The organism is Fulvivirga sedimenti, from assembly GCF_020328055.1.
Window position 1 is genome coordinate 164,856 of record NZ_JAIXNE010000003.1, and the last position, 25,245, is coordinate 190,100.

A 25,245-nucleotide genomic window follows, 5' to 3' on the forward strand; every position below is an offset into this window, starting at 1 on the left:
AACTAATTCATTCAATTGAAACAACTGGAACAGTTTTATGTATTTCCATTTTGGTTTCATATTGATATGTGCCTATTTGCCTTGCACACATCTCCGGAGGAACTTGAATTTTTTCACTATCATAATAGGATTTTCCATTATAGTTCACCAGTAAAACAAGTGTCGTGTTTGGAAATTCACCAAATTCTGCCAAAGCCATATTAGGCTTTATGGTTTGAAAAATTTTGAGTTCCGATTTAGTTAAGCATTCTCCTTTTTCAGGAAACATTAAAAGTCCTGGTATAGAATCTTCAGGACTAAGAGTGTTTACATCAGATTGAGATGACTTGAATAATAGGAATAATCCTAAAAATGTCACGATTACTCCAGTAATAAACCCACCTAAAAATTTCATACTATCTTCCCGTCAATTATTTTTTATTTGTTATTATAAATGTCCCACAAAAGTAACTCTTCCAGCGTGATTGAGCAAGTCCAGCGGGACAGGTGCTAGCCAAGAATTTGACAAAAAACATCCTTCGTTGAAAATTAAAGCCATTTTTTAATTGTTCAGCAATCTTTAGCATCCCTTCGAAAACATTTATGTTCGCTCGATATTCGATACCATAATTAAACTCACAAAACGAGTCACACATTGACCATTTGTTTGGGAATAACTACTTTAGTTTCTGTATTGGGAAATAAGTCTATATAATGGACAAATCTTTTACATATTTCTGCTTCATTTTCTCAACTTTTCTGGTTGCCTTAGGAATATTGTTTGAAGTCAACCAATTGTATGTTCAAGGTCGGAATTGGTATACGAAAGATTACACCGCATACGGAGGAGTTTATATGATTTTTTTCGGAATACTCGGATATTTTCTCTGGTACCAGACTCTCTCACCCTTTAGCAGGATTAAGCAATTTTTTGAAAAATTTCGTAAAAAATGAGTCCTTTATGTTGCGTTGCAAGGTTTTACTAAGCAAAACGTACTTTAGTTTCTGTATTGATGACTATTTAGAAATGAAAGATCACAACTTAGAAAATGTTTATTAGGATTCAGACAAATATACCGTACGGGTTGCTATTCGCCATTATTGATTTATGGGTGTTTTTCGGCAGTTGTTTTTTAGTAAGCCTTATTCCTGCTGAAGGATACTATAACGAAGAAGATGATGAGTAGACTATTTTGAAAATCCTGGGTTCTGTAAATTATGTATCGGAAAGTGACACACAATACGTCCCCCTTTTAGGGGGGTTGGGGGTGTTTCGTTTAGGACAACAACAGCAAGATGCTCATTTAAATATCAGACAAAACGATTAGTTTAAAATTCAAAAAGGTCTATGCCTACGAAATCTGGTTACAATAAAATTTCGAAAACATCATATGGCATTAAAAAATTGATTTTAATAATCTGTTTTTCCTCGATTTCTATTGCATCAGTTGGATATCTATTCTTCAAGGATCAACTCCTGCTTACTATTAGAAAACTTCGAAAAGCAAAGCAATCGTTATAAAAACACAGCGAATTCATAGAGGACATGGTATTTTCACTAATAAATACACGTATCTGTTCGAAGCTGAAAATAATACTTATACGGGCACATATGATGAAAAAAACCTTTCTTCATCGAAGACAGAAACGGGCGATTCAATAGTAATTAAATACGTTGTGGAAAACCCAAAAATTTCCAGATACGAAAGTTTGTCTGAATGAAGTGCATTGAAGCAGCCAGATAACAGCCAATGTTTTCAACAAAATTGAAGTTTAATTACAACTGATTGAAACGAATCTACCTGACACTACAGGCTAAATGACCATGTCGAATGATTTGCGCATATGAATCAGGCTTGCTCTAAGGTTGATCTGCAATTTTGAAATTCAGATGGATATTATCAATTTGTGTATTGCATTAATTAAGCTTATTCAGTACTGAGCTGATCAATAATCAACTTTACAGGTGTTTAAATCCTTTCTAATTTCATATGAATGTCAATAATATAATCCGCTGCCTGTGGATACTTTTTTTAGTATCCGCATGTCAGTCTAATCCGCATGAGGCAAACCGATTTCCATCAGAGGAATTAGTGGTCAGTCAAATGGATTCCTTAGTAAAGGCGAGTGAACTGCCTGGCTTTGTTGCCATTGCTGTAAATAATGAAGGAGAAAGCATTACCTACACGTTTGGGAATGCAATATGGAATGAAGAGTCCCCGATCAGAGCCAATAACATTTTCAGAATTGCATCTATGACAAAACTGATTACGAGTATTGCCGCGCTTCAATTAGTAGAAAAGGATTCTCTTGAATTAGATGAGGACCTGACCGGTCTTTTACCTGAAATGGCATCCATACCAATTTTGACAACCGAAAAGGAATATATTCATGGAAAAAGGCCTATTACACTCAGAAGTCTATTAACCCATACCTCAGGGTTTGGCTATTTCTTTACGGACTCATTATTGGCAGAGCATGATGCCACTGACTGGAATTATGAGGACTTACCGAGAAGATTTGAAGCCGGGAGCCAGTTTCTATACGGAACCAGTACCGATTGGGTGGGCAAGGTGGTCGAAAAAATATCAGGGCGTACTTTGGAAGAATATTTTCGCGAAAACATAACAGGACCATTGGGTATGAACCGAACCTGGTACAATGTCCCTGATTCTCTAAAGAATGAAATTGTATCATATGGTCATATGGGAGACGATGGAACTAAAGAGCTGTCTGAGTACCCGGATAGAATTCCTGAAAATGAGACTCAATTTTACAGCGGTGGTGGCGGTATGTTTTCATCTCCTGAAGACTATACAAAGTTGTTATACTGTTTGTTGAATAATGGAATCTTTGAACAAGAACGAATACTACAAGAAGAGACCGTTAATCAACTATTTACCGAACAGCTGGAAGGTATTTCTATGGACATTGAACAGAATTATTTCCAGCAGGGCCTTTGTTGCAATTTCAAGGGGTTAATTAAACCTACTTCAAATTGGGGTTTAGCAGGCTTAATCGATACAGAAACGACTGCATATGGCCGGAAAGAAGGCACTTTACTGTGGGGCGGAATTTTTAACACCTATTGGTTCATTGATAAAAAATCAGGGATTGCCGGAAGTATCTATACGCAATATTTACCTTTTAATCATCCGGCAACAACATCGCTCTTTGATAAATTCTCCCAAATAATATATCAAAATTACAACCATCATTAAAGACAAGTTCGATGCTTCGTCGAAACTTTAGTTACTGAATTGGGAAGTGATACATTGTCAAATTTTTTCATTGAATACACCTGTGAAATCCACAAAACATACAGGGATATGTGTAAGGCTTTACATGTTGGAAATGGCGACCTTACCAGGTCACAACGAATAAAGAATAACATGAAAACCAGGACGAATTTAACACTTGTATATAATTTCTTTTTCATTACAACAGTGTTCTTATTTACAGGATGCTCCCAGGAGTTTGCTTTTCAAAGCTCTTCAGTAGTACCCTCTGCGGAAGGCTCAGTCAGTGTAAAGAAAGGCGACAACAACAATTACAACATTGATTTAAATGTGAAACGACTGGCCGAACCTGACAGGTTATCACCTCCGATGGCCGTGTATGTCGTTTGGATGGAAACCACTCAAAGCGGCGTTCAAAACCTTGGCCAGTTAGAAACTTCCACAAAAGGATTCTCCAAAATGCTTTCCAGTTCATTAAAGACCGTTACACCTTACCAGCCCACGAGCTTTTTCATCACCGCGGAAGATGATGCCCTTAGCAATTATCCAGGTCAAACTGTAGTTCTTAAGACCTCATCATTTAACATCAAATAGCAGTTGGCCTTCTAAGTGATCGCGGCTGATTCCATTTTAGGCTAAATTTGATTACTCCAAACATTAAGTAATTCTGATGCTTTGGAAAGAATAGTGAATTCAGAAATGACGTTCTTTTGCAATGACTACTAATAATGGGTTTTAGTTATAGAACGCTCTTTTTAAAAATCAAATTTTTGCATCCTTTTGCTAATAATACTCTGAGTATTTGTACCTTATCTAGGTATCAATTTTGGTTGCTTGGTAATCCCAACCTGATTAAGCGACAATTATGCGGGTACAAAAGATACATTTATCGGTAAAATTCGTCCATGCATTTTTTATGTATTGGATTCTTGTCTCCGTGCCCTCTTATGTCTACTCACAACAACCTGCGCATGCTTTTAAAAGATTTACTATTGAAATCAATAATGTTGCATATGATTTCAGCATTATTTCTATTGTACAAGATGATCTAGGGTACTTATGGATGACAACCGGGGATGGACTCCTTAAATATAATGGTTATGAATTTGAATTGTACCGCAATATTCCCGGAGATTCAACCTCTTTAATTCATAATACTACCGAATCCCTTCTTGTAGACTTCTACGGAGATTTATGGGTCGGAACAGGCCGTGGATTAAGTCGTTATAAACATAGTTGCGATTGCTTTATCCAATATCATTCCAGACCAGGTAATCCGGCGCCTTCGGGATTTATTACATCAATGTCTGAAGATACGTCTCATAACCTCTGGATTGGAATGCAGGAGGGCGGACTGTTTCGATATGATCGTGACCGCGATCGCTTTACACGGTTTCTGGATGATTCAGAAGATCCGAATTCACTAACTGGTGAAATTATCAGGGTGGTGTTGGCAGACAGCAAAAACAATATTTGGATTGGAACTGGTTATGGAGCCATAGAAAATGGTGGCGGTCTTATTCGTTTTGATCCTGTATCCGGAATTTCATCGAGGTTTATGCATGAGCCGGATAATCCAAACAGTTTGATGGATAACAGGGTGAGCGCTCTTATGGAGGACCGGGATGGCAACATATGGGTTGGTACCTATCAGAACGGATTGCATCGTTACGATCCAGGCAGAAAAGAATTTGCCAGAATGGTAAACGATCCTTCCCATTCAAGCCGGTTATATCCATCTCCCGGGCAAAAAGCGTGGGAACTTCCTCCATTTATTTCCGTGCTATATCAAGACCAGGCTGGTGGTTTTTGGATCGGTACCTGTGGAGGAGGAATAAATTATTTTAATCCTGACACCAATGAAGTGAGTTATTATGTCCACGATCCCGAAGATCCCAACGGGGTTTCAAATGATAAACTCTGGTCTTTTTTTGAAGATAAATCTGGTCAATACTGGCTGGGAACACTGGCTCAGGGGGGGCTTCATAAAATGGACCCATTCAAATCAAAAATCACAAGGTATACCACGTCCAATAATATGCATGTTATATGCATCCAGGAGTACAGATCCAAGCCGGGAAATCTGTTGATTGGAACCAGTAAACATGGTCTTCAGCAATTGGATATCAAAACAGATGAAATAAAGAAAATATATTCTGATGAATTACAACGAAGCAAGTTTAAAGAAAGCATTATCAATGATATTCTCGAGGACTCCAATGGGATGTTATGGTTAGGCCTGAGTGAGGAGCACCCTGAGGAAACTGCAACATCAGTTTCAAAGATAGATAAGGGAGGGTTGGCTAGTTTTGATCCTGAAACAGGCAAATTGATGCTCCATCCGTTCCAACAGGATAAAAAATCGGAAGTAACAAGTGAATCAATTTACAGAATTTGTGAAGATCAGGATGGCTATTTATGGCTCGGGATGGGTAAAAACGGTCTTTTCGGTTTTGATAAAAAGAATTCGATTTTCAATCGGTATAATTTACCCATGACGGGCAGGCAGTCTCGGCCTGAGATCTATATGATAGAAAAGGATTCGCACGGGACACTTTGGGTTGGAGATGTGTCAGGGGCCGGAACCTTGTTTCGGCGAAATAGCATGAATGAAAGGTTCGAACCTTTTCTGGAAGGTTACAAAGTCAAAAGCTTCTATGAAGATTCTTCCGGCAGATACTGGGTGGGCACTGAAAACCAGGGGGTACTTCACTTTGACAAGGACAAACGTATTTTTCGTCAATATACTGAGGATGATGGTTTGCCCAGCAATACAGTAGTTGGAATACTGGAAGGTCCACCGGGTACATTCTGGTTTTCAACCTACCGGGGATTATCCAGGTTTGATCCTGAATCAGCCAAGTTCACTTTTAAGGGATTGCCCAGTCATCGATTCGACAAGGCTAATCATAAGGCCAGTGATGGCGAACTCTATTTTGGAGGAAGCAGTGTATTGTTTTCAATAGTTCCCGATAAGACAAGTGGTAATCAGATTGCCCCGAGTGTATTGGTTAGCGGCCTCAGGATATCTGGGAAACCTTATGATCTTGACATAGGAAATGCTTCCAATTCAGAGAAGATCATACTGGCCCATTCACAGAATGATGTGACATTCGAATACCTTGGATTACATTTTAGCGATCCTTCAAAGAATCAATACAGATATAAGCTGGAACCCTTTGATCTTGACTGGATTGATGCCGGTACCAGGCGAGTAGCTCAGTATACCAATATCGATCCGGGTACGTACACCTTCCGCGTGATTGGATCCAACGATAATGACGTATGGAGCGAAAAAGGTGCATCACTTCAGTTTGTGATTAAAAAAGCGTGGTGGTCCAGATGGTGGGCATATCTCTTGTACGCAACTATTCTCTGTTTTCTCGCCTATAACATTTACAGATTTCTGCTTTCCAGAAAATTAGCTATCGAAGAAGGTAAACGTCAGAAACAAATCAATGAATTAAAAAATAATCTGTATACAAACATTTCACATGAATTCCGGACTCCACTAACCGTCATTCTGGGCATGACAGACACCCTGGAGAAGGAACTTAATAATAAAGCCACACACGGCGTTACTAATACACTGGAATTGATCCGGAGAAATAGTCAAAGTTTACTGATGCTCGTAAATGAAATGCTGGAACTGAGCAAACTGGAAAGCGGACATGTACATCCTGATTATGTGCAAATCGATGTTGTTCTTCTAATTAAATATTTGGGTGACAGTTTTTCCACCTATGCCAACAAAAAGAATATTCAGCTCAATGTGTTTTCTGAAATAGATGAACTCCTGATGGATGTGGATACCGAGAGATTTTCGGCCATACTTTCGAATCTCCTCTCAAATGCCATAAAATTCACGCCACCTCATGGGACTATTGAACTGCATTTTCAACGTAATAATGACGGATTTCTTAAAATATCGGTACGCGATTCCGGAGTGGGTATATCCAGGGAAGATCTGCCTCATATCTTCGACCGTTTTTATCAAGGTGATTCAGCAACCGTAAAAAAAACAGAGGGCACAGGCATTGGACTCGCGCTTACAAAAGAGTTAATAAACAAACTCGGCGGTGAAATTTCAGTGACAAGCACTCCAGGCAGGGGCAGTGTATTTACTGTATTGATACCCATTACCCGTAATGCGCCAATTAAAAGCCAGGAAAACCTCAACCTGAATTTGAAGGACTTCCCAGGTTTTCAAAATGAACTGGAGGAAGAAAATACTATTTCCACTTCAAATCCCGAACGTCCGTTAATTCTGATTATTGAAGACCACAAGGATGTGGCCGGTTATATCATTCAATGTCTGTCTGGTACATATGAAACGTTATATGCTGCAAATGGAGATACTGGCCTGGAATTGGCATCTACACACCTCCCGGATATCGTGATATCGGATATTATGATGCCTGGCAAGGACGGTTATGAGGTGTGCAAAACGCTTAAAGAGGATGAACTTACCGACCATATCCCAATTATCATGCTTACTGCGAAGGCAACAACGGAAGATCGTCTGAATGGGCTTTCGCTTGGTGCAGATGCCTACCTGGCGAAACCCTTCCTCAAAGAAGAATTGTTAACGCGTATAGAGCAATTGATATTACTTCGAAAAAAACTGATCAGTAAATTTGAATATTCCGGTTTCAGACAACAAAACCAGGGCCGAAGAATAGACCCGGAAACCAGATTCATTCAAAAGGCCGTCGCTTATATTCATAATAACTTATCGGATGATACTTTCGGTGCGTCCAGACTTGCGTCCGAATTGTTCCTGAGCGAATCCCAGCTATATCGAAAATTAAAAGCCTTAAGTGGGAAATCAACCGCCGTGTTTATCCGGTACGTACGTTTACAGGAAGCAAGAAATCTGCTGAGATCAACCGATCTGACCATCACCGAAATCGCATATGAAGTAGGCTTCAGAAACCTGTCCTGGTTTAGCCGAATTTTTAAGGAGGAATTTGGCTTTCCGCCCACTGAAGTGCGCAAATAATCAAACGCTCCATGTTAACAGTCTCAACACCTGATGTAAATGTTCAGGCTATTTAAGGCTATGACCAAATAGCAACATCGATTGATTAAATAGTGAAAATGAGTCTCTTAAGTATCTGTTAATTTAAGTTATCCGGTTGTTCCGGATATTTTCTGATTTGTCTTCTCAAAAAAAATCAAAGTGAAATTAAACAGGTAGTCATTATGAAAACGAAATTGATATTGCAGATGTTTGCTTATGCCTTCATTGGATTTTTTCTGGCGTGTTCCGATGATGAAGTCGAGACAGAACCACCACAGATTTGTGACACTCCGCCTTGTGGCCCCATAATTTTTGATAGGGTGGAAACTTTTCTTATTACGTCCAATGGTAAGCGTTGGGAAGCAAAAATATGGATCCCTGCTGAATACGAAACAAACAAGGACCTCCCCTCTATTTACCTAGTAGATGATGAAGAACAACACTATCCTGTGGCTACTGATGAATTTGAAAAGGTAATTGAAGGATGCCAACGGATAGGTGGTCTGAATGTCCTCGTAATTACAGTGGCAGATTTGGACCCGAACATGAATGTGGTTAATGACTTTCAAGAGTTCTATGACATTTACAAGGACATTGTTTCTTACGTTGAAACAAACTACACAGACAATGATTCCAGGACATTAATAGGACGGGGAAGTGCTGCCAGCTTGGTACTAGCGACGCTTTTTATGGAAAAACAAGAGACCACACTTTTCCAACATTATATTGCAACTACAGTGCCAGGCCTTGCATATTTCAACGAAATAATGGACAAGGGTAATTTCCCGCCGGAAAAGTCCGATAAAAAGCTACACTTTTCCTTTGATGGAGAAAGTAACTATGACTTAAATATGAGATTCATAAATACACTAAGCGATAAAGCCTATCCCTGGCTGGAATTTGAGTGGGCAGAATATCCTGATATGACTTTCATCAATTCATATCCAACAGCCTATGCGGATGGCATTGCTTTTATTTTTGAAGAGTAAATTACCAATTCCCTAACCTTCCCGGGAAACCGGATCAACCACGTTTTGGAGACGCAAAATCTTGCGTCTCCATTTTTTATTGATGGAAAAGAAAATTGAACATTATGCATTCCCAAAGAAATTCACAGCGTGCTCATCATTTACTTTCACTCAGCTCCTCTTCCGCTAATTGAATTATTTTCAAATTCAATTCCCTGACGCTCTTCAATTCGTTAACGGCATCCGTCATTCTGGAATAACGATCTGAAATATAATCTTCGAACAAAGGGTCCTGAACTAACCCTCTGTAGTCCGAAGAAAATTTGCTTTTCCCCATCTCCGTTCGGTCTGTGCTTCTGTAATCAACATTTCTAACGTATTTCTCAATCACCGGCTTTGCAGCCAACCTCGTATCTAACGATCTTAACTCATCCTCGCGGGCATCCGCCACCAGGTCTTTCCAGCTAAAAAGCATGTTCGTCAGGTCTTCGTTAATGATGAGGTTGATTTCGCCAGACGAAATTCCGGACTGCAGCGCCCCATTTTGCGGGTCAAAAGTCCACGTCCAGCTGGTATTTTGCAGTAAATTCCTTATGTAATCAGCATCATTTAAAATTGAGTCGGTATGACTAATTTTCAGAAACTCATATGAACTCCTGACGACCAGGTCATCATATCTCAGAACGGTATCCAGTTGTTGCAGATTCTGAGTGAATTCGCGTTGGATCGATGTTAGAAGTGCATTCTTTCTATCAATTCCCTTTCTGTGTTCATTCCAGTCATTGATTGCCAAGGCAATCAAAATACCAATAACTACCAGTACAATTTCACCGAATGCATATTTCAGGTACCCTATTCTACCTTTTGAAAGAAGCGTTCGCCTTATTTTTCTAAAGAATGTTATCATAGAATGCGGATGGTGATAATGAAGATGACCCTCTTCAAACTTGCCTAAATATATTAAATCCACCTAACTTTCACAGTCCATTGCACTGCCTTCTGCTTCAGGGGGTAAGGCAGGAAATTGAATTGGCTCATTGCCATACGCAAATGTCAAAGATCTCCGTCAGACGTTGACAACTATACCGTCAAGTGGTTATTATTTCACGGCTTCACCAACCTCTTCAGTTCCACTTTATCCCCGGTAATGATCCTGACCAGGTAAACCCCGCTGGGGTATTGGGAAATATCAAGTTGTACATTGCCGAGGCCGTTACCCGGATCAAGCCAAGACTCATAAACCATCTTCCCTGAATTATCCAACACCTGGATATGGGTCTTATGAGATGGATCCTGTTTCCAGTCAACAGTCACTTTACCCGAATTGGACGGATTGGGATATATGCTCATCGAGCTAACTTCTTCCGGGGCACAGCCGGCCAGGATTTCTTCAATGGTACAGGAATTATTTTTAAACACAAATTCACCTGTGATTGATCCATTTTTCAACAGGTTGTACAATCCGCAACAGTCTCGGATAACATTTACTCCCTGGATATCCAATGAGCCTACAGATTCCAGATCCTCCAGGTCGTCAAAAGATTCCAGATATAAATTATTAAGACGCAATCCTCCCACCTTCGATTTTCCTTTCAAACCCACAAGGATGTCTTTCGGGCCATTGTATTCCACATGCAGAAAACTATTTTCTCCCAATTTTGGAATAATTCCCGTATACAGTGTAGAATCAAATACCCAATATAGACGAAGTGTATCAATGCAAGGAACGTTCGGCAGCCAGTTTGAATTGCTCAAATGCAACTCATCCTTATCAATAGATAGATTATCTTCGATGAAAACATAATCAATAGTATCCATCAACGATACTATTTGACCTTTGGTCTTAGCCCATTTGAAGTCAATTCTGCCTAACGAGGAGAGATTTGAAAATGAGCCCAGATCAATAAAGGTGCCTGTAATATTTAATGATTCCCCTATGAATTTCAAATTTTGAAATCCGGGGAATTCCATCTGATCATAGCTTCTATAACCATAGAAAACAAGACTTCCTATAATGGAATCGAGTTGAAGGAAAGGTGTTGTTTCAATAGCTTCATTACTTCTTAAATACAGGCTGCCACCTAACGTCTTACACGCAAATTTATCCACATCATCCTGGGTGTAGACATAGTAATCCCCTTCACATGGAAAATCGCACAAATGCATCAGATCATTCAATTCAATGGCATTTGATTCAAAGATCAAATTTCCGGTTATCTCACCTTTGGACAGCAGATTACATAACGCCGAGTAATCTTCAGACTCCACTGCAATTAATTCAAGTTCATCAATCTCCATCAGCGATTCAAGTCCTCTAAATGTGTTTACAAACGCTGTTTGCAAATGAATCCCCCCAATTTTAGTTCTGCCTTTAAATCCATCAAATGAGTTAAAATAAGCAAATTGATCCCCGACATTATAAGCAAAGAAATGTCCATCATCACTTAAATATTTCAAAATATAATCATTACCAAAATAAGGGGTGTTGTAAATGGCAATTGTATCAACTGAGGGTACTAATGGCATCCAGTCGGTGGTTTTATCACCCCAGATTCCATTTAAATGTACTGACTCAACCTTATGGGTTAATTCCACAAGCTTACCTTTCTGAAATATACTATCAAGACAGATTTGCCTCACATGATTCAGGCTGGCAAGCGACGAAAAGTCAAAAATTTTTATATCCGGATTAATTCCATTATTAATGTAGAGTCTGTTCCCAATGAAGGCAAGGTTAGAAAACCCGGAATGATCCGCCTGATCAACATCAATTATGAGGTCCCCTTTTATGGAATCCAGGACCAGCAGCGGCGAGGTATCTACCTCTTCTCCCATCGTCCTCAAAGTGAGATTACCTTCAACCGTTTTACAAGTGAAATTATCGATGTATTCCTGGCTCTTCAGTACAATATCACCCGAACATGTATAACACCCTGACAGAATATCTTCCAGGCTACAGGAATTGTTGGAAAAAACAAACTCAAGAGGTTGGGGATCTCCCCGAAGGTAATGCGAAAGGCCACAACACCCTTCTGATGTCCGCACATTCGAAACAATGAAATAATCTGCCGAATCCAGCTCAGACAGACCGTCCAGGCTGAGACCATATGCCCCGGTCAAATCCAGCCTTTTTAGATGATGAATTCCTTTCAGTCCATCCAGTTTAGAAAATGCGGAGTAGTTCAGCGTTAACTCCCCTCCTTCCGGAATCCTCGAGAGAAACGCTTCATTGTGATCAGCGGCGATCGTACTGTTAAGAACCAGCGTCTGAATGGTGTCAATATTATTCAGCCATGTGATATCCTGAAAATAAGAAGCATACATGGACAGATGGCGCAAATACTTCAGGGCAGGAAATGAATTAACCAGTGTCACCTCGTTTACAGAGAGGCTTAAAAGGCTGTCCAGCTTCTGTAATGAACCAATCTCAATTCGGGTATCACCGCTGGATCCGCCGCGGGAGGAAATCTTTAACTCCCGGGCTTGTTTGAGGTTTCTTAATCCGCTCAGGTCAGGGGATATTTCAGGAGAAAACTCGATATACAGGGTTTTATGGACTTCGGTAAGAATTGAGAGGGGTTCTAAATTCAACTCCTCCGTTATGATCAGGGTTAAGTTCCCGTCAACAATAGCACAATTAAAATTGTCCAGGTCTTCCTGGTTCTGAATTTTAATATCTTCACTGCATATGGACTGGCTTTGAACACCATAAATCCCCATGAAGAAGATAAGAAAGAGGGTAGTAATGGTTTTCATATGTACGCATATTTTTTACGAATTTTTTATTCAGCATTATCCGTATAACTGCCTTGAAAAAATTTACAAAAGCATGAATTGAAAGGCAATGACGATTGTCATACCTGGAGGAAAAGTGTGATCCCCATAGTTGCTTTGCAGGAGGTTGTTTTTATGTGGTGATTGTACGGAGAGGTGACCAAAACGACTGCGGCGTCACGCTTAAACGGCTGAAAGAAACCCTCTATTCAAACCTGACTCTTCCGAATAACTTGTATTCATGAAAATTCTTTACGATGGGTTTCCATTCCCAACGGTCGCGCATGCCGGAATCATAATCCATCCTGTAAATATTCATTCGCCATTCCATACCGCTGGAGGGAGGCACGTTTCTCAGTGGCTTAAGTAATTCATAAGGAATGAAGAACTCTGCCGTCCACGATTCCACCGAAGCCATACTTTTCTTCTCCCCTCCTTTTACGCTTGTCTGATGTTTGATCCGACGTCCTCCTTCATAATGCCAGGGAATCCACCCCAGAAAGTCGCCGTCAAAATTTGGAATAATAAGAACAAGCTCATAATTCAGCGGGGATATCTCATATTCAAAATATAAGGGATGTTCTTCATCTGTCCAGAGAAATACCTCTACAACATCTTCATTGTACAGATCAGTATTGTCTTCAGTGAGTGATGATGTGAGTTTGCGGTCCTCGCATTCAACCAGGAAATACATTCCTTGATCCGAATAAAGCACCTTAGCCTGAGTACGCATCTTTTCTCCGTTACCGGTTCGCTGAGGTATCTCAAACCAGTCTGCTTTTCCCCATTCTCCGGCTGAACCATGGCCGGTTATTTCAAAATCAGAAGTTCGATGAATGGTCATTGGATTTTCCTGTGATGTTGCCACGATTGAAAAAAGGATTAAAGTGAGCGTACATAAAATTTTCATTAATCGAATATAAGCATTCGGACCGAGCTTTTTTCGGCTGATATGGAGTCTGACACTAAAGATGTATGACCGCAGCTCTTATTCTCACTGTGCGAAACGTCAACCGCGGGGAACAAAAACAAGTTGATTTAACCGCCTGGTCCTGTAGGTGAATCATAATAGCAAAGGCAAATTCCTTAAATCAAATATATTATATTGATTAAGAATTAAATATAACCGGCTGTTTGCTATCAATATAGGTTGTAATGAGCCTAAAACATTGATTTACATGGATTACGAACTTATCATAAATTCCGTCGCAAGTTTGGGAGTCATCTTATCCGTATTTTTTCTTGCCTACCAGATAAAGAAAAATACTACTGCTGTTAAAGCCAATTACTCTGATTCATTAAACAGGACCAACATGGAGTATTTGAGACAAATGATCGAAAACAGCGAGTTGGGTGAATTGATGGAAAGGGCATGCAATGGCTGGGATGAACTGGAAGAAAATGAAAAAAGAACTTCCAACTTCATGTTCATACAACTCTTCAGGCATTGGGAAAACATGTATTATCAACACGAGCTTTCTGTATTGGACAAACGGCTCTGGTCAAGTCATCGCAATACGATGATCGGCTATTTTCATCATAAGGGAACCCAGGAATGGTGGAAACACAGGAGGGTGGCTTTTGCCCGGGAGTTCAGGGAGTTTCTTGAAAATAGTGATAAACCGGCAAAGATCTACCCCACTATTAAGGATTTAACTGGTCAAAGTTTCACTGAAGAATGACAATAAAATAATTTAAAAGAAAGAGCCACTTTTATCAATACATAGTTAATGCAGGTAGGTTTTCAACCGTTCACTTTATAGATAATCAGAATCTGCACAATCAGGCCGATGGCAATCAATACCCCGATCTCAATTTTCGAAATGAGATCACTGTTGGCAATTGCCCGGTTTGAATACTCAATCTGCCGCTTCCCTTCCGTTAACTGGATTTCTGATAGTTTGGCAAGGAGGCTCTCAATTTCCTGGTACTGTTTTGTCACATCATTCCGAAGACTGTCATCCATAGCTTCCCACTGGTTTTCAACCTTTTCCAGCGTGGCTAATTTATCACGGACATCTCGCAGTAGTCCGGCCTCCCTGGAAGTGAGCTTTGTGCCGGAATACAGATCCATAAGAATCTGTAAAGAATCATTGGCCGTAGTTAAAACCTCAGGAATATGTTCCTCATCCCCAGTCATAATGGCCAGCTCCTTATGCTTGAGTTGTGCCGACATTCGGAAAATATAATTTTTTGCTACCAGCCGGTCTTCATAAACTGTTTTAAGCGTTTTCTTAACAACCTCAAAATGATGATTATCCATCATATTGGTCGCCAGAACCAACAAAAACACCAGCATCAGCGCAGCAAGTAATTTTAATTTCCGGAAGAACTTATTATTCCATTTCATATATGCATAACATTTAATTCCTGTTCAAAAGGCTCAAACCGGTCTTCCGGCAATGGCCTTAACGATATAACAACCTGATAGTTCTACAGCAAAGAATATGCCCTTTACTAATATAAACTAATTTTCTAAATCACATAAGTCTGCCGTATTCAGGCTGTAACTGCTTGTTTGTTGATTCATTGTTTGGTTTTCAGAATTAATTCCCTTCCATTTGATTGAAGTCATTTTATGGAATTTATACTAAATTGATTCTTTCTCATCATATAAATCATAAACCTGCATACAAATGAAAGGTTTTCAATCCCGAATTCACTGGCTATCCATAGCAGTGTATTTAATCTGTATCACTTCGACCATCAACGCCCAGGACGGAACCATTTATCCCCTGGAAGCTCCTGATGAACCAAATGCAATTCTTTTAAATACTGGCGGCGTGGAGGACCAGACTTCTCCCGAAACCTGGTTCCGGCAGTGGGGAGATCCGATGGCTCGGAATATTTCAATTGCCACCCTCACTCCTTTCCTTCCAGACCCGGAAAAAGCAACAGGCGCAGCCGTGATTGTAGCTCCCGGCGGAGGTTTCCGATGGCTATCCATGGGCAACGAAGGATGGGAAGTAGCAGAGGCGCTGGCAAAGCAGGGAATTGCTGCCTTTGTCCTGAAATACCGCCTCTTTCCTACCGCGGAGAAACTCGAGGACTTTTCCGACTGGATGAACCGTCCGAGACCAGCACCTTCAGATAACTCATCCGATACGCCTCCCTCCCGACCGCCACAAGTGGATCTTTCCAACCAGCTTGAAGATGCCGAAGCTGCCTATGCCATCATCGTCGACCGTGCTGAAGAATGGGGTGTGGATACCGACAGAATCGGGATGATTGGTTTCTCGGCCGGTGCAGGCCTCACCATGCATTCTACCTTGTATTCAAAGACCATGAAGCTGGCTTTTATTGGTCCTATCTATGGTGGAATGGGACCTGTTGATGTGCCTGAAGACGCCCCGCCGATGTTCAACGTGATCGCCACGGATGATTTTCTTTTCCGAGGTCAGTTTGGAGTGATTGATTCCTGGTATAAGGCAGGCATACCTGTTGAGTTCCATTTATATCAGAATGGCGGCCACGGTTTTGGTCTCGGCAATCCGGATCGCACCAGTAATCGCTGGTTTGAAGCATTCATCCACTGGCTGGATGTAAACAAATTTCTGACTGCCAGCACAGATCATTAATTTCCTCACATCAACACCCCATCAACAGGTTTCAGTTTTTCCGGAATTACATCGGATTCTACAGCTTCAAGCATATCTATTTCGATTGTATTGCAAATAGCATCCAGGGGTACGTCCCATCTGAAGTTTTCAAACGGATTGGCAATTAGAATTCCCAACCGGTGTATCGAGTAAAACGCCCATGAAATCATTACCGTAATAGGAAAGACCAGCCACCAACCATTCATTTGATCGAAAATGGGCAACAGTGCAAAGGGAAGAAACAGGATAAATAAGTCAAGCAGGATACTGTTAAATAGTTCGTAAGCCTTCGGAAAAGGCGTCCCTTTTATACGTTCCGATTTACCCTGGTAATCTGAAAACCGCGTAAGGGTGTTATCAAGTTGCATATGACGGAAGTCATCGATGAGTCCGGCACGCTGACAGTCTTCCAGTTTTTTTCCCTGCTGGATGAGCAGCTGCGTTGCCTTATTCGATTTGTCCCTGACCTGTGCCAGCGTATGCTCATTCAGAGTACTGTAAACTTTATCATTCCACATGTCTTGATCAGCAATGCCTCTTAACTGCAGTTTGAGCGCATTGATGAAACCTATGTGAGTATTGACGATATCTCGTTGAATCTCTTTCAACTTAATGGTTTCAGGATCATTGGCATTGTCCAGATTAATCATTGACAATACCTGTCGGGCATAGGACCGACTGTCATTTACCATTCCGCCCCAGATCTTCCGTGCTTCCCACCAGCGATCGTATGCCGAACCATTGCGGAACCCCAGAATTATCGCCAGCGCCGTACCCAGCGTAGCAATAATCGCCATTGGAATCTGCCATGAATTAACACCATAATTAAAATGAAGAACGGTGGCCAGTACAGTTACACTCAGGCTGAACAATATATTCTTCCAGCTGAATTTAAAAATGAAAGGCCAGTTAATCTTATTGTGTGTAATCATTGGTTGAAGGTTAAGTACAATGGAAACTATTGTTGATTAGACTAAGTAATAGAAAAAAAGACATTTTACAATGAATATGGACATTCGGTGACCGTCACAAAGCTTAATCTTAAGGTTTATGGTTCGTCTATTCAGAGGAAAATATCGTATCGATACAATCCGCTTATCAAACTGGGACTATGGCTGGAATGGGGCATATTTTGTAACCATATGCACAAAAAACAGGTTTCACTGGTTTGGAAATGTCCGGGATGGCAAGATGAAATTATCTGAAATCGGAAAATTGGCAGACCAATGCTGGCTATCGATACCGGATCATTTTCCTTTTGTCAAATTGGGCAATCATGTCATCATGCCGGATCATGTGCATGGGATAATAATTATTGACAGGCCTGTGGACATTGGCAATCCTGCGGAGGCGCAAGATCTTGCGCCTCTAGTCGCCATGCCGAAAAAACCATTATTACAATCCAATAATATTTTCGGCCCACAATCCAAAAACCTGGCATCAATCATCCGGGGTTACAAAATCGGGGTGACAAAAAATGCCAGGAAAATTCACCCGGATTTCATGTGGCAATCCAGGTATTATGACCGTATAATCCGGGACGAAATGGCTTACCGAAATATTTCAAGGTACATTAGGAACAATCCCGTCAACTGGATGAAAAATTTAGGATAATCAGATTTATCAAATGACTCCGGCTCATTTGTCGCGATACTATTTCAGAAAATAATAATCTCCCAAATAACTATTTATTCCATGAACATAGTATCTTATCAACTGTATTCATTCCAAATTAAATATTCATTTCCAACAACAGCCTGAATAAGCGAATCATCAGCACCTTCCTACTATCTTTATGATCACACTCTTTCGTAAAATCAGACGCAAACTTCTCACGCAAAATTCATTTACCCGCTATATTTTGTATGCCTCAGGTGAGATCGTTTTGGTTGTGATCGGAATCCTCATCGCCCTTCAGATCAATTCGTGGAATCAGCAAAGAAAGGATCGTCAGCAGGAGCAAATAATACTGAATCAACTTCATCAGGAGTTTATGAGTAACCTGGATCAGCTGGACGAAAAAATTGGTATCAGAAAATCCATCATACATTCCTCGTTACGCCTGTATGATTATATTGATCACCCGGAATTAAGATCAACCGACAGCATATACTCGCATGTATCCACACTCGGCATTGCTCCTACATTTGATCCGATCATCAATGATCTGATCGGTTCGGGAAAATTACAGCTTCTCCAAAACCAGGAATTAAAAGAAAGACTGTCCCTATGGACCAGTGAAATCATACAGCTCACTGAAGAAGAACAAAACTGGCTTCGTTTCAGGGATGATCATTTTATGCAGTTTGTCATTTTAAATTTCAATGTCCGGAATATCGATATTTACAGGTGGAATAATAATTCTATTTCGGCCTTTTTACTGGACAGGAATGATAGTCTGGGTATCAAAGCCACACCATCTCAACATGCCGACAATCTTTTTGCAATTCTTGATATACCCGTTTTTGAAAATCTGGTTGCCCGGGGCAAATTATTGAATGAGATTGCCAATTTACAGTCCTACGCCCTGCGAAAACGAATTGTAGAAATTATTTCACTGATTGAAAAAGAAATGAATACGAAACCCGAACCCCTGAAAACAGATAATGAATAATCCGAACAAATCAATTATTAGCCAACGTAGACAGTTCATCCGGTGGATGGGTTTATCTTCTCTCGCGCTGGCATTACCGTATGTCGGATGTGATATCAAGGACAGACCCGTGTTACTCGAGGAAATACAGGAGGCAGATCTGGCCCTTCTGAAGAATATATTTGACCTTGAAAAGCTTTCCGGCGAAGCTATGGGAGAAGATGCTTTGTCCTACCTGAATGGCGGTGCCGACGACCTGAAGACGGTACGGGCAAATCACGAGGCATACGGAAACATCCAAATCCGTCCCAGGAGATTAGTCGATGTCCGCAATATTTCCACCAAAATCGAGCTTTTTGGCAAGGAACTGGATAATCCCATCATCCTTTGTCCGGTAGGATTTCAGAAAGTATTTCATCCCGATGGAGAAATTGCCAGCGCAAAAGCAGCTGTAAACAGAAATCATCAAATGATTGTCTCTTCCGTATCCAATTTCTCGGTAAACGAAATAGCAAAAGAATCAGGCGCGGATTTATGGTTTCAGCTTTATCCAACTTCAGATCGTGCCATTACTAAAAAGTTGCTGGACCGGGCTATGGCTGCTGGCTGCAAGGTATGCTTCCTAACGGTTGATACGCCTGTTCTTGGAAACAGGGAAAACCACGGAACAAATCTCGCAAAAATGATCGAATCGGGAGAAATTGAAATGGGCAATTTCAGGGATATTTTACCTGAAGGTATGGGGATAAATGATCCCGGAATGACCTGGGAAATGATCGGCTGGCTTCGGGAAAACTGTGATATGAAAATAGTGCTCAAAGGGATTGTTACCAGGGAGGATGCCCGCCTGGCTGTACAACACAACGTCGACGGTATTGTGGTATCAAATCATGGGGGCAGACAACTGGAAAGCAACCGGGCAACCATCGATTGTCTGCCGGAAGTCGCAGAGGAAGTGAACGGAGCATTCCCCGTTTTAATTGACGGAGGTATACGGAGAGGAACAGATATTTTTAAAGCACTGGCCCTCGGTGCATCGGCTGTATGTATCGGCCGTCCTTTTTGCTGGGGACTGGGTGCACTTGGACAACAGGGCGTTGAACTGGCCCTTGAAATTCTGAAGACGGAATTGATTCGGGATATGCAGCTTGCCGGAACTCCATCTGTCAGCGATATAACCAGTAACTATGTATTGAGGAGCTGAATGCACCTTTGGTTTTATACATGTATGGGTTTCCCTACATATATCATGTACCCGCTGGCACTGGCAAAGGGACTAGGACTGCTGGCGATCTGGCTGAAAAAATCGAGACCGCTCACCGAATCGGCGTATGCAGAATTTTTCTTTAATACACTACTGGCACTAACCGGGCATTTGATGGTCAAAGATGGGGGTCACTAAATGGCACTGGTTGCATTTGTTACCGTTATTCTCTCCTGCTTTGCTTACCGTAATTTATATCAAAAAAATAAAAATGCTAACCGGCATTTTCCTCGACGTATTTAAGACTGATCGCTGGAGCCTAAATTATGTTCTGATTCTTTAATATGTCTGCAGCTCTGCAAAAATTAACTGAAGTTCAGCCCGCGTCTTCTCCAGCTTTACCGAAAGCCTTTCCAGCATGCAGTCACGGTGACCTTCTTTAAACTCAAAATCCTCATCTGATAAAACGGAAAACCTCCGCTTCAGCATGACCTTTTGTTCCCGCCAACTTCTTAAAATTTCCATTACTTTGTTGCCATTCTGGCTTTTTTATTTTCTGCGGCTAATTTCCTGTCTTCCACCAGTTCCCGCTCAAAATAGACAAGTTCCCTTCCTTCGCGGTTATCTTCCACGTTACAGTAATATACCTGGTCAATATACCGCCTGATAACAAGTTTTCTCCCGGGATCAGTTTTGGCATACACCACATCCCCGGCAATGTAGTTGTTTTGGAAAAATCGTTTGCTCATAATGTTATTCTGCTTCGTACAATAACTATCCTAAAGACCACCAATCATAAATTCCCCGATTGAGGAATTGATCATCTAATCTTCACTTCGCTTCTTCTTACGCTTCGCTTCCTTGGCAGCGCGCTTCTCCTTTAAGTTTTTGGCAGGGGCCGTCTTATCAGATTTCGCCTTGCCTTCTCTTTCCTTTGACATGATTTCCTGGTTTATGTTTCGACATTGATTATGGGCCTGAATATCAATAAATAAAAAGGGGGATTGCCCCCCCTTCGTGTTGGCTGACCGGACTTTTTATAAAGCCTGTGCAGGCTGCACTTTTCTGATGATGTTTACAACCTCATCATGATTTTTATTGAGTCGTTTTTCCACTCGTTTAAAAAGGTCATTTTCTTTACCTGCTTCATACTTCAAATCCTCATCTGTTAATTGTGAGTACTTTGCTTTCAACTGTTTAGATTGTTCTTTCCAATCACCTGTCATTTTGAAGGCTGCAGCGGGTTTTTGATCTTTAGAATGTTCCATGATCTTATTTTTAATTGTAAAAGTATTTTTACAACAACTCAAAGGTGCGATTAACAACTACATAAAGCCTTACATAGCACCAATTCATTGTTACATCTATCACACGTTTTGGCGAAATAAACGCTAAATTGGGTATTCATGACTGCAAAGAGGAAGTATGAGGTTGTATGTTAAGTATATGGTGAGTTTGCGATGCAAAATGATGGTAAAAGAGGAATTGAAAAAACTCGGCCTTCATTATGTGATCGTAGATTTAGGTGTGGTTGAATTACTGGAGGAAATCACGGCCGAACAACGGGCCCTTCTGAAAGCAAATCTTCTTAAGTCGGGGCTTGAATTGCTGGATGACAAGAAAAGTATTCTGATTGAGCGAATCAAAAATGTAATCATCGAAATGATCCATCATTCTGATGAACTTCCGAAAGTAAATTATTCCGACTATATCGCTGAAAAATTAGACTATGACTACACCTATCTGTCCAATATTTTTTCGGAAGTAAAGGGCGTTACCATTCAGCAATATATTATCATACATAAAATTGAAAGGGTAAAAGAACTGTTGATTTATGACGAACTGACCCTATCCGAGATTGCAAATATGCTCCACTACAGCAGTGTAGGCCATCTGTCAAATCAATTCAAAAAGATTACCGGACTCACCCCTACGTTCTACAAACAGCTCAGGGATAAGCGAAAGCGGAATCTGGAAGATATTTAATACAGTGGCCAGGCCAGGAATTAAATCATTAATTCTGGTCAGTATTCCAGCACAAACTTCGAAAGGTTTTGATGGGTATCGAGTCCGAGTTTCTTACGAAGCCGGTATCGGGCTACTTCAACGCCTCTGAGGGAGACCCCCATCAGGTTGGCAATCTCCTTGGTATCCATATTTAGTCGTAAAAAGGCGCAAAGTTTCTGCTCCCCCGGCGTAAGGTCTGTGAATTCTGTGGTTAACCTGGTGAGAAAATCTCCATGGACCCGATCAAAATGGTGCTCAAACTGCTTCCAGTCTTCCTGAACTTTCAGCGTAGAATCAATTTCACGTACTAAACGGTCAAGAGATTTGCGCGTTTCTGCAACATCACCTTTCACCTTGATCGACTTGATCTCTTCTTTTATATTCTCCATGAATTCGTTCTTTACGACCAGGTTCATGGTTGAGGCTGCCAGGAGGTTGTTCACATGTCGAAGCTCGCTCTTTACCTGTTCCTCCTTTAATTCCTTCAATTCAAACTGCTTTTGTGCCAGGGCAGTTTTCTTATCCTCTTCCAGCTTTATCTCCTTGGATTTATAATACTTCCGCTGAAGACGATAAAACACATATAATCCGACAAGTGCTAATATCAAATAGATGAACCTTGCAAGTATACTCTTGTAAAAAGGCGGACTAACACGTAAAAAAATCGGGTCACTTGTAACAAGCTCACCTACATTATTGAGGGTCTGCACATAAAACTCGTAATCACCTACTCCTATGTTATTGTATTCTTTGAAAACAGTATTGCTCCATTCACTATAGTGATCATCAAAACCCTTCAAAAAATAACGGAATTGAGCATTATTCACACCTTTGAAGTTGAAGGATTCTACTTTGAACTGAATAATCTTAGTCCCCTGACTAATGGAAATCGGATCAGATCCCGGTTCATAATTCCTGAATGGCAGTCGTTCAAACAAAATTGAATCTTCCCCCACATTGTAGATTTGTTTGACTATTGGTTTTCTTTCCAGATCAAGACGAGTCTCAAATTGAGGGTAATAATAAATAAACCCTTCATTAGCATTCATCACGACGCCATTGGAAATATTCCTGGACACATTCAGCAGATCATTGTTGAAAGAGTTGCGTAAAAGGAATAGAGATGACGGAATGTAGGCATAATTATTCTTACTTACCTGCTTAAAAAATCCAACAAGATTTTCAGTATATACATGAACATGTTTCTGATTATCCTGTGCCAGAAAATAGACCCAGTTCTTTCCAATCACCTCACTAAAATTATCAGCTTCTACGATGTCATCAGTCGTCTGATCAAGCCGGTATATTCCCTTTTCAGTTCCCAGATAAATCTCGTCATCAATACGGCTGAGAATCAAGTGCCGGTCTATAGGTAAGCCTGTCAAGTCAGAAATTTTGTTTACCGTGGCTGTTTTAAGGTCATCAGATAATTGCAGTTGATAAAGTCCCTTGTAAAATTGCCCCACCCAGATACGCCCTTTTCGGTCTTCCTCGAAAAATCGACTTGATTCGTTAAACCCGCCTATCCTCCCAACACCTTCAAGCTCATCGTTTTCATTGAACCTGAATAGAAATAATCCGGAATAGGTTCCTCCAACAGCATAACCCGGATTGGATCGTAATTGACGGACAAGCCACAATCCATCGGTACTGGCACGCCGTCTGGCACGCCCATTTTCCAAAATAAATAATCCGGTATGATGACCTGCATACAGTTTATTATTGATAATCTGCATGCCGTAGGCAGGCCCCTCCGTACCTGAAAGAAATACACTGCTGGCGGCATTATTTGCCAGGAAATAGATTCCGTTTGAAGTGGTATAATAGGTTCCCTCATCGGTTTCAAATGCTTCGTAGCCACTGCCTTGCAGGTTAATATCCTCATTAATCAGCCTTGAGGCTGAATTAATATCGATCAATGCAATACCATTTTGCATACCCACCCATAGGTTACCCGTATGATCCTGGAAAGTTTTCAGACAGGCATTAGTCTGAAGGCCGTCCTCAATCGAAATATTTTCAATGGCGCCTGACTGCAGATCGTAGAAATAAATTCCTTCCTGTTGTGTTGTAATGACCAGCCGTGTATCTGATAATTCTGTTACATGATTTACATATTTCCCTTCGAGTGATTGTTGTAATTCCGGAAAAACTTCCTCTACACCTAATGGACCAGAGAACTCTATGGCTCCTGAATTATAAAACACCAGAATCCCTTCGTCCTTCGGTATAATACCGGCAACTATATCATTACGACGTTTTTGAGGAAACGATTCCGTCAGCTGAAGGTCATTAACTTCAAACAGTTTCCCGGTGGCTGACTGGGTGAAGATTTTATTTCCTGTAAAAAATGACTTGTTCAATCCAGGCTCATGACGGATCGTTTTAATAGACTGGCCGTCAAAAACAAAAATTGCCTGAAACGTGCAGAAATAAACATCAGAATTGAAGATAAATACGTTCCAGACTTCATCAAAATCACGCTCATCTTCCGGTATCTCATCAACAAGGGAAACATAGTTCCACTTCCCTTCAAAATAGCCAAAATCACCCTGTGACCCTACATATAACCTGCCGGTATGTTCATCAAATGCCAGTGACCGTTGCTTTTTTCCAGTGTTCAGCGCATATGTTTTCCATTCACTTCCATTAAATGATAACACACCAAGGTTATTGGCCACAAATAAATTCATGTCCCGGTTTTGTGCGAAATCTATATTCTGGATACCCGCAAGATAGTCCTCAGGCGTAAAGTTCTTGATCGGGTACTTACCTACCTGGGCGTGCATGTTCAAGGCCCCAATAAGGATTATCGCTACGCAACAAAATTGCTTGAGAAATTTCATAACCACATTCATG

Annotated in this window: 21 protein-coding genes; 11 read left to right on the forward strand and 10 right to left on the reverse strand. The window is 40.8% G+C overall.

Annotated elements, in window-relative coordinates:
- Positions 1-7: 7 nt before the first annotated feature.
- On the reverse strand, positions 8-394 hold the full coding sequence (locus tag LDX50_RS13095; protein ID WP_225697746.1) for a hypothetical protein: 387 nt from the start codon (positions 392-394) through the stop codon (positions 8-10).
- Positions 395-1,970: 1,576 nt separating this feature from the next.
- Between LDX50_RS13095 and LDX50_RS13100 the strand changes: the two genes are divergently transcribed.
- The 4 genes from LDX50_RS13100 to LDX50_RS13115 all read left to right on the forward strand — a co-directional run bounded on the left by LDX50_RS13100 (position 1,971) and on the right by LDX50_RS13115 (position 9,230).
- Entirely contained in the window at positions 1,971-3,200 is a 1,230-nt protein-coding gene (locus tag LDX50_RS13100) for a serine hydrolase domain-containing protein (protein WP_225697747.1), read from the forward strand.
- 108 nt (positions 3,201-3,308) lie between these two features.
- Positions 3,309-3,812, forward strand: coding sequence for a hypothetical protein (locus LDX50_RS13105; protein WP_225697748.1), 504 nt, complete (start codon positions 3,309-3,311; stop codon positions 3,810-3,812).
- A 469-nt stretch (positions 3,813-4,281) separates the two neighbouring features.
- Positions 4,282-8,220 carry a hybrid sensor histidine kinase/response regulator transcription factor gene (locus LDX50_RS13110; RefSeq protein ID WP_225697749.1) on the forward strand — a complete coding sequence of 1,313 codons (3,939 nt, stop codon included), beginning with the start codon at positions 4,282-4,284 and terminating at the stop codon, positions 8,218-8,220.
- 203 nt (positions 8,221-8,423) lie between these two features.
- On the forward strand, positions 8,424-9,230 hold the full coding sequence (locus LDX50_RS13115; protein ID WP_225697750.1) for a hypothetical protein: 807 nt from the start codon (positions 8,424-8,426) through the stop codon (positions 9,228-9,230).
- Between the two features lie 136 nt (positions 9,231-9,366).
- On the opposite strand, the gene LDX50_RS13120 is transcribed toward LDX50_RS13115, so the two are convergent.
- The 3 genes from LDX50_RS13120 to LDX50_RS13130 all read right to left on the reverse strand — a co-directional run bounded on the left by LDX50_RS13120 (position 9,367) and on the right by LDX50_RS13130 (position 13,893).
- Positions 9,367-10,116: a DUF6090 family protein gene (locus LDX50_RS13120; RefSeq protein WP_225697751.1), complete on the reverse strand. Its 750-nt coding sequence runs from the start codon at positions 10,114-10,116 to the stop codon at positions 9,367-9,369.
- Between the two features lie 197 nt (positions 10,117-10,313).
- Complete coding sequence (locus tag LDX50_RS13125; RefSeq protein ID WP_225697752.1) at positions 10,314-12,965, reverse strand: T9SS type A sorting domain-containing protein; 2,652 nt, start codon at positions 12,963-12,965, stop codon at positions 10,314-10,316.
- Between the two features lie 223 nt (positions 12,966-13,188).
- Complete coding sequence (locus LDX50_RS13130; protein ID WP_225697753.1) at positions 13,189-13,893, reverse strand: carbohydrate-binding family 9-like protein; 705 nt, start codon at positions 13,891-13,893, stop codon at positions 13,189-13,191.
- Positions 13,894-14,161: 268 nt separating this feature from the next.
- Here LDX50_RS13130 and LDX50_RS13135 point away from each other — a divergent pair, with 268 nt between their 5' ends.
- Positions 14,162-14,665 carry a hypothetical protein gene (locus LDX50_RS13135; protein WP_225697754.1) on the forward strand — a complete coding sequence of 168 codons (504 nt, stop codon included), beginning with the start codon at positions 14,162-14,164 and terminating at the stop codon, positions 14,663-14,665.
- A gap of 62 nt (positions 14,666-14,727) precedes the next feature.
- On the opposite strand, the gene LDX50_RS13140 is transcribed toward LDX50_RS13135, so the two are convergent.
- Positions 14,728-15,333: an MCP four helix bundle domain-containing protein gene (locus tag LDX50_RS13140; protein WP_225697755.1), complete on the reverse strand. Its 606-nt coding sequence runs from the start codon at positions 15,331-15,333 to the stop codon at positions 14,728-14,730.
- 286 nt (positions 15,334-15,619) lie between these two features.
- Here LDX50_RS13140 and LDX50_RS13145 point away from each other — a divergent pair, with 286 nt between their 5' ends.
- Positions 15,620-16,561 (forward strand): alpha/beta hydrolase, encoded by a 942-nt coding sequence (locus LDX50_RS13145; RefSeq protein ID WP_225697756.1) that lies wholly within the window; start codon positions 15,620-15,622, stop codon positions 16,559-16,561.
- 5 nt (positions 16,562-16,566) lie between these two features.
- Here LDX50_RS13145 and LDX50_RS13150 read toward each other — a convergent pair whose 3' ends face one another.
- Positions 16,567-17,514 carry a bestrophin family protein gene (locus LDX50_RS13150; protein WP_225697757.1) on the reverse strand — a complete coding sequence of 316 codons (948 nt, stop codon included), beginning with the start codon at positions 17,512-17,514 and terminating at the stop codon, positions 16,567-16,569.
- Between the two features lie 118 nt (positions 17,515-17,632).
- Here LDX50_RS13150 and LDX50_RS13155 point away from each other — a divergent pair, with 118 nt between their 5' ends.
- From LDX50_RS13155 to LDX50_RS13170, 4 genes are all read left to right on the forward strand, one after another.
- Positions 17,633-18,196, forward strand: coding sequence for a transposase (locus tag LDX50_RS13155; RefSeq protein WP_225697758.1), 564 nt, complete (start codon positions 17,633-17,635; stop codon positions 18,194-18,196).
- Positions 18,197-18,377: 181 nt separating this feature from the next.
- Positions 18,378-19,196: a DUF6090 family protein gene (locus tag LDX50_RS13160; protein WP_225697759.1), complete on the forward strand. Its 819-nt coding sequence runs from the start codon at positions 18,378-18,380 to the stop codon at positions 19,194-19,196.
- Positions 19,197-19,242: 46 nt separating this feature from the next.
- The gene (locus tag LDX50_RS13165) at positions 19,243-20,379 is read left to right on the forward strand and encodes an alpha-hydroxy acid oxidase (RefSeq protein ID WP_225697760.1); all 1,137 of its coding nucleotides are present in this window, start codon (positions 19,243-19,245) and stop codon (positions 20,377-20,379) included.
- Positions 20,380-20,577, forward strand: a complete 198-nt coding sequence (locus LDX50_RS13170) for a hypothetical protein (RefSeq protein WP_225697761.1) — start codon at positions 20,380-20,382, stop codon at positions 20,575-20,577.
- A gap of 141 nt (positions 20,578-20,718) precedes the next feature.
- Here the strand turns inward: LDX50_RS13170 and LDX50_RS13175 are convergent, their stop codons facing one another.
- The 3 genes from LDX50_RS13175 to LDX50_RS13185 all read right to left on the reverse strand — a co-directional run bounded on the left by LDX50_RS13175 (position 20,719) and on the right by LDX50_RS13185 (position 21,647).
- Positions 20,719-20,904 carry a hypothetical protein gene (locus tag LDX50_RS13175; RefSeq protein WP_225697762.1) on the reverse strand — a complete coding sequence of 62 codons (186 nt, stop codon included), beginning with the start codon at positions 20,902-20,904 and terminating at the stop codon, positions 20,719-20,721.
- The gene (locus tag LDX50_RS13180; RefSeq protein WP_225697763.1) at positions 20,904-21,128 is read right to left on the reverse strand and encodes a hypothetical protein; all 225 of its coding nucleotides are present in this window, start codon (positions 21,126-21,128) and stop codon (positions 20,904-20,906) included. Before LDX50_RS13180 ends, LDX50_RS13175 begins: the two co-directional genes overlap by 1 nt.
- 288 nt (positions 21,129-21,416) lie before the next feature.
- Positions 21,417-21,647 carry a hypothetical protein gene (locus LDX50_RS13185; RefSeq protein WP_225697764.1) on the reverse strand — a complete coding sequence of 77 codons (231 nt, stop codon included), beginning with the start codon at positions 21,645-21,647 and terminating at the stop codon, positions 21,417-21,419.
- A 157-nt stretch (positions 21,648-21,804) separates the two neighbouring features.
- Between LDX50_RS13185 and LDX50_RS13190 the strand changes: the two genes are divergently transcribed.
- A complete protein-coding gene (locus LDX50_RS13190; protein WP_225697765.1) occupies positions 21,805-22,365 on the forward strand; it encodes a helix-turn-helix domain-containing protein in 561 nt (186 codons plus the stop codon).
- A 38-nt stretch (positions 22,366-22,403) separates the two neighbouring features.
- On the opposite strand, the gene LDX50_RS13195 is transcribed toward LDX50_RS13190, so the two are convergent.
- Positions 22,404-25,175, reverse strand: a complete 2,772-nt coding sequence (locus LDX50_RS13195; protein WP_225697766.1) for a hypothetical protein — start codon at positions 25,173-25,175, stop codon at positions 22,404-22,406.
- Positions 25,176-25,245: the final 70 nt, after the last annotated feature.

Coding starts and splice junctions, on each gene's coding strand:
- LDX50_RS13140 (WP_225697755.1), bottom strand. CDS start 15,333: ATGAAATGGAATAATAAGTTCTTCCGGAAATTAAAATTACTTGCTGCG.
- LDX50_RS13105 (WP_225697748.1), top strand. CDS start 3,309: ATGTGTAAGGCTTTACATGTTGGAAATGGCGACCTTACCAGGTCACAA.
- LDX50_RS13165 (WP_225697760.1), top strand. CDS start 19,243: ATGGGTTTATCTTCTCTCGCGCTGGCATTACCGTATGTCGGATGTGAT.
- LDX50_RS13190 (WP_225697765.1), top strand. CDS start 21,805: ATGAGGTTGTATGTTAAGTATATGGTGAGTTTGCGATGCAAAATGATG.
- LDX50_RS13185 (WP_225697764.1), bottom strand. CDS start 21,647: ATGGAACATTCTAAAGATCAAAAACCCGCTGCAGCCTTCAAAATGACA.
- LDX50_RS13195 (WP_225697766.1), bottom strand. CDS start 25,175: ATGCACGCCCAGGTAGGTAAGTACCCGATCAAGAACTTTACGCCTGAG.
- LDX50_RS13130 (WP_225697753.1), bottom strand. CDS start 13,893: ATGAAAATTTTATGTACGCTCACTTTAATCCTTTTTTCAATCGTGGCA.
- LDX50_RS13125 (WP_225697752.1), bottom strand. CDS start 12,965: ATGAAAACCATTACTACCCTCTTTCTTATCTTCTTCATGGGGATTTAT.
- LDX50_RS13160 (WP_225697759.1), top strand. CDS start 18,378: ATGATCACACTCTTTCGTAAAATCAGACGCAAACTTCTCACGCAAAAT.
- LDX50_RS13095 (WP_225697746.1), bottom strand. CDS start 394: ATGAAATTTTTAGGTGGGTTTATTACTGGAGTAATCGTGACATTTTTA.
- LDX50_RS13170 (WP_225697761.1), top strand. CDS start 20,380: ATGCACCTTTGGTTTTATACATGTATGGGTTTCCCTACATATATCATG.
- LDX50_RS13100 (WP_225697747.1), top strand. CDS start 1,971: ATGAATGTCAATAATATAATCCGCTGCCTGTGGATACTTTTTTTAGTA.
- LDX50_RS13115 (WP_225697750.1), top strand. CDS start 8,424: ATGAAAACGAAATTGATATTGCAGATGTTTGCTTATGCCTTCATTGGA.
- LDX50_RS13120 (WP_225697751.1), bottom strand. CDS start 10,116: ATGATAACATTCTTTAGAAAAATAAGGCGAACGCTTCTTTCAAAAGGT.
- LDX50_RS13145 (WP_225697756.1), top strand. CDS start 15,620: ATGAAAGGTTTTCAATCCCGAATTCACTGGCTATCCATAGCAGTGTAT.
- LDX50_RS13110 (WP_225697749.1), top strand. CDS start 4,282: ATGACAACCGGGGATGGACTCCTTAAATATAATGGTTATGAATTTGAA.
- LDX50_RS13155 (WP_225697758.1), top strand. CDS start 17,633: ATGGTTCGTCTATTCAGAGGAAAATATCGTATCGATACAATCCGCTTA.
- LDX50_RS13150 (WP_225697757.1), bottom strand. CDS start 17,514: ATGATTACACACAATAAGATTAACTGGCCTTTCATTTTTAAATTCAGC.
- LDX50_RS13180 (WP_225697763.1), bottom strand. CDS start 21,128: ATGAGCAAACGATTTTTCCAAAACAACTACATTGCCGGGGATGTGGTG.
- LDX50_RS13175 (WP_225697762.1), bottom strand. CDS start 20,904: ATGGAAATTTTAAGAAGTTGGCGGGAACAAAAGGTCATGCTGAAGCGG.
- LDX50_RS13135 (WP_225697754.1), top strand. CDS start 14,162: ATGGATTACGAACTTATCATAAATTCCGTCGCAAGTTTGGGAGTCATC.